Below are 3,568 nucleotides of genomic sequence, written 5' to 3' on the forward strand. Positions count from 1 at the left end.
GGAGAGGGCGTCATGGCGCCGCAGGTCCTCCTCCTGCTGGCGACCGTGGTGAGCGTGTGGGCGAACGACTCGTTCGCCTACATCGTCGGCTCGACCCTCGGCCGTCACCGCATGGCGCCGCGCATCTCGCCGAACAAGTCCTGGGAGGGTTTCGCCGCGGGCACGCTGTTCACCATCGTCGTATGGCTGCTGACCTATTACCTCGTGCGCGAGCGTGTGCCCGACTGGCCGCTGACGCTCGGCTGGCACGCGGCCATCGGCGTCGCCGTCTCGATCGCCACGGCCACCGGCGACCTGTTCGAGTCGCGCCTCAAGCGTGAGGCCGGCGTCAAGGACTCCGGCACGCTGCTGCCCGGGCACGGAGGCTTCCTCGACCGTCACGACTCGCTCATCCTCGTCTCGGTCGTCGCGTACTGGATGATCGCGTGGGCGGGCGTGCGATGAGCCGGGTGCGCCTGGCGATACTCGGGTCGACCGGGTCGATCGGGCGGCAGGCGCTCGACGTCGCGGCGCGCTTCCCGGACCGCATCGAGGTGGTCGCCCTCGCCGCCAACAGCAACGCCGGCCTGCTCGCCGAGCAGGCGGCCGCGTTCGCCGTCGCGCACACTGCCCTCGCGTCGGCCGATGGGCCCGAGGCCGTTGTGCGCCTTGCGGCCCTCGAGGGCGTCGACGTGGTCTTGAACGCGCTCGTCGGCGCGGCCGGACTGCGCGCCACCATCGCCGCGCTGACTTCCGGCAGGCGCCTCGCCCTGGCCAACAAGGAGTCGCTCGTCGTCGGTGGCGAGCTGGTCATGCGCCTCGCAGCCCCGGGCGCGCTCCTGCCGGTCGACTCGGAGCACTCGGCCATCTTCCAGTGCCTGGCGGGGGAGGACCCCGGCGAGGTCGCCCGGATCTGGCTCACCGCGTCCGGGGGGCCCTTCCGCGGCATGACGCGCGAGCAGCTCGCCGAGGTCACTCCCGAGCAGGCCCTCAGGCATCCGCGGTGGTCGATGGGGCCGAAGATCACCATCGACTCGGCCACGCTCATGAACAAGGGTCTCGAGGCGATCGAGGCGCACCACCTGTTCGGCGTGGGCTACGACCGCATCACCGTCGTCGTCCATCCGCAGTCGTGCGTGCACTCGATGGTCGAGTTCGCGGACGGTTCCGTCAAAGCCCACCTCGGCGCCACCGACATGCGCGTGCCCATCCAGTACGCGCTGTCGTACCCGGAGCGCTGGGAGGCGCCCGTGCCTCCGGTCGACTTCACGCAGGCCGGATCGCTGGAGTTCGGAGCCCCCGAGTCCGACACGTTCCGCTGCCTCGCCCTCGCCCTCGAGGCGGGCCGTGCGGGCGGCACGGTGCCCGCCGCCATGAACGCCGCCAACGAGGTCGCCGTCGCCGCGTTCCTCGCCGGGAGATGCCGGCTCACCGACATCGACCGCGTGGTCGAGGGCGTCGTCGGCGGCACCTCCCGCGAGGACCTCGAGTCCGTCGAGCAGGTCGAGGCGGTCGACGCCGACGCGCGGGCGCGTGCCGTGGCGCTCCTCGGCTCATAGGCGGCGCCAGGCTCCACCGCGTCTCCACCACCTGTGTCAGGCGCATGGCGTACCCTTTGCTCGGTGGCCGCGTCACGGCGGCGGCATGACCGCCGCTCTTCAAGGAAGGACGCTCGTGTCGCTTGGCTTCACATGGCTCGACGCCGTCGTGTGGGGCGTCATCACCTTCTCCATCCTCATCGTGCTGCACGAGGGCGGGCACTTCCTCGCCGCGCGCGCGTTCCGCGTCAAGGTCCACGACTTCATGATCGGGCTGCCGGGACCCGCGCTCTCGGTCGTCTCCAAGCGCTCCGGCACCCGCTACGGCGTCACCGCCGTGCCGCTCGGCGGCTACGTGCGGATCGCGGGCATGGATTTCGGCCCCGAGGACGACCTGCTCGGCAGAGCGCTCGCGGTGGCGGCGGACGCGGGCACGCTGTGGACCTCCGACCTCGCCCGCGAGCTCGACGTCGAGCTCGAGCGCGCGCAGGCGATCGCCACCACACTGGTCGACTGGGGTGCGCTCGAGCACCTCGACGAGGACGGCACGCACCTGCGCGCGCTCGTCGCCAGGTACGACGGCGAGGCCGACGCCGACCTTGCCGCCCGCGCGCGCGTATCGACCTACCGCGGCCTGGCGACCTGGAAGCGCATCGTCCTGCTGACCGCCGGCATCCTCGTCAACGTGGTCGTCGCCTACACGGTGCTGGTCGCGGTCATCGCGGTGGCCGGCGAGGCGACCGCCTCCACGCGCGTCGCCGACGTCAGTCACGGCGCCAAGGCCGCCGGCATCGCGGCCGGGGACCGCTTCCTCTCGGTCGACGGCGTCGACGTCTCCACGTTCGCCGAGGTCAAGGCGCGGGTCGCGCGCCACACCGCCGGCGACGTCATCACCGTCCGCGTCGACCGCGGCGGCGAGGCTCTCACGCTGCCGGTGACGCTCACCGCCGTCGACGACGGCGCCGGCGGGAAGGCGGTCGTCATGGGCGTCTCGGCTGCGCTCGACTACGGGCCCGTCCCGCTCGGAGAGGCGTTCGGCACCGCCGCGCAGCTCGTCACGCTCGTGGGCGCGGCGATCCTGTCCTTCTTCAACCCGGACACCTTCCGCGAGGCCGTCGCAGGCGCGAGGAGCGTGATCGGCGCCTCCGAGGAGATCGCCAAGGCGGTCAAGGCCGGCCCGGTGGACTACGCGTGGCTCGTCGCGCTGCTCTCGCTGTCACTCGGGCTGATGAACCTCGTCCCGATACCGCCCCTCGACGGGGGAAAGGTCCTCCTCGAACTCGTCGAGCGCGCGATCGGACGGCCGTTGAGCCGGAAGTTCTCGATCGCGCTGTCCGCGTCCGGCGCCGTCCTGCTGTTCTCGCTGGTCGGATACCTGATGTACGCTGACGTGGCCCGGCTCATCACGGGCTGACCGCACCACCGAGGGGAGGGTCATGCAGCAGCGCCGCACCACGCGGCCGGTGAGCGTCGGCGGTGTCCCGATCGGCGGCGGCGCCCCCGTGACCGTCCAGTCGATGACCACCACCGACACGAAGGACCCCGCGGCCACCCTCGCTCAGATCGGCGCGCTCGCGGCCGCAGGCTGCGAGATTGTTCGCGTCGCCATCCCGCACGCCGACGCGCTCGACGGGTTCGAGCAGGTCTGCTCCGGCTCGCCACTGCCCGTGGTGGCGGACGTGCACTTCGACCACCGCCTCGCGATCGAGGCCGCCCGCCGCGGCGCCGCCAAGCTGCGCATCAACCCCGGCAACATCGGCGCCGCCGAGCGCGTCGACGCCGTCATCGACGCCGCGGGCGCGGCAGGCATCCCGATCCGCATCGGCGTGAACGCAGGCTCGCTGGCCGACAGCGTTCGCGACCTCGACCTTCCGCTCGCCGACAAGCTCGTCGCGAGCGCCGAGGAGTTCTGCGCCCACTTCGCCTCCCGCGGCTTCGAGGACGTCGTCGTCTCGGCGAAGGCGTCCTCGGTCGCCTCCACGGTCGATGCCTACCGCCTGCTCGCCGACCGCGTGCCGTACCCGCTTCACATCGGCATCACCGAGGACGGC

At 72.2% G+C, this 3,568-nt stretch carries 4 protein-coding genes; all 4 read left to right on the top strand.

The window, feature by feature from the left end; all coding sequences use genetic code 11:
- The first annotated feature begins 12 nt into the window (after positions 1 to 12).
- Positions 13 to 444 (top strand): hypothetical protein, encoded by a 432-nt coding sequence (locus FDZ70_07810; GenBank protein TLM73202.1) that lies wholly within the window; start codon positions 13 to 15, stop codon positions 442 to 444.
- Positions 441 to 1,538 carry a 1-deoxy-D-xylulose-5-phosphate reductoisomerase gene (locus FDZ70_07815; GenBank protein TLM73203.1) on the top strand — a complete coding sequence of 366 codons (1,098 nt, stop codon included), beginning with the start codon at positions 441 to 443 and terminating at the stop codon, positions 1,536 to 1,538. Before FDZ70_07810 ends, FDZ70_07815 begins: the two co-directional genes overlap by 4 nt.
- Positions 1,539 to 1,623: 85 nt before the next feature.
- The gene (locus FDZ70_07820; protein ID TLM73204.1) at positions 1,624 to 2,931 is read left to right on the top strand and encodes a site-2 protease family protein; all 1,308 of its coding nucleotides are present in this window, start codon (positions 1,624 to 1,626) and stop codon (positions 2,929 to 2,931) included.
- Between the two features lie 22 nt (positions 2,932 to 2,953).
- Positions 2,954 to 3,568: flavodoxin-dependent (E)-4-hydroxy-3-methylbut-2-enyl-diphosphate synthase (locus FDZ70_07825; GenBank protein ID TLM73205.1), on the top strand; the 615-nt coding region annotated here is incomplete at its 3' end.

This window comes from Actinomycetota bacterium (assembly GCA_005774595.1).
Lineage (GTDB): Bacteria > Actinomycetota > Coriobacteriia > Anaerosomatales > D1FN1-002 > D1FN1-002.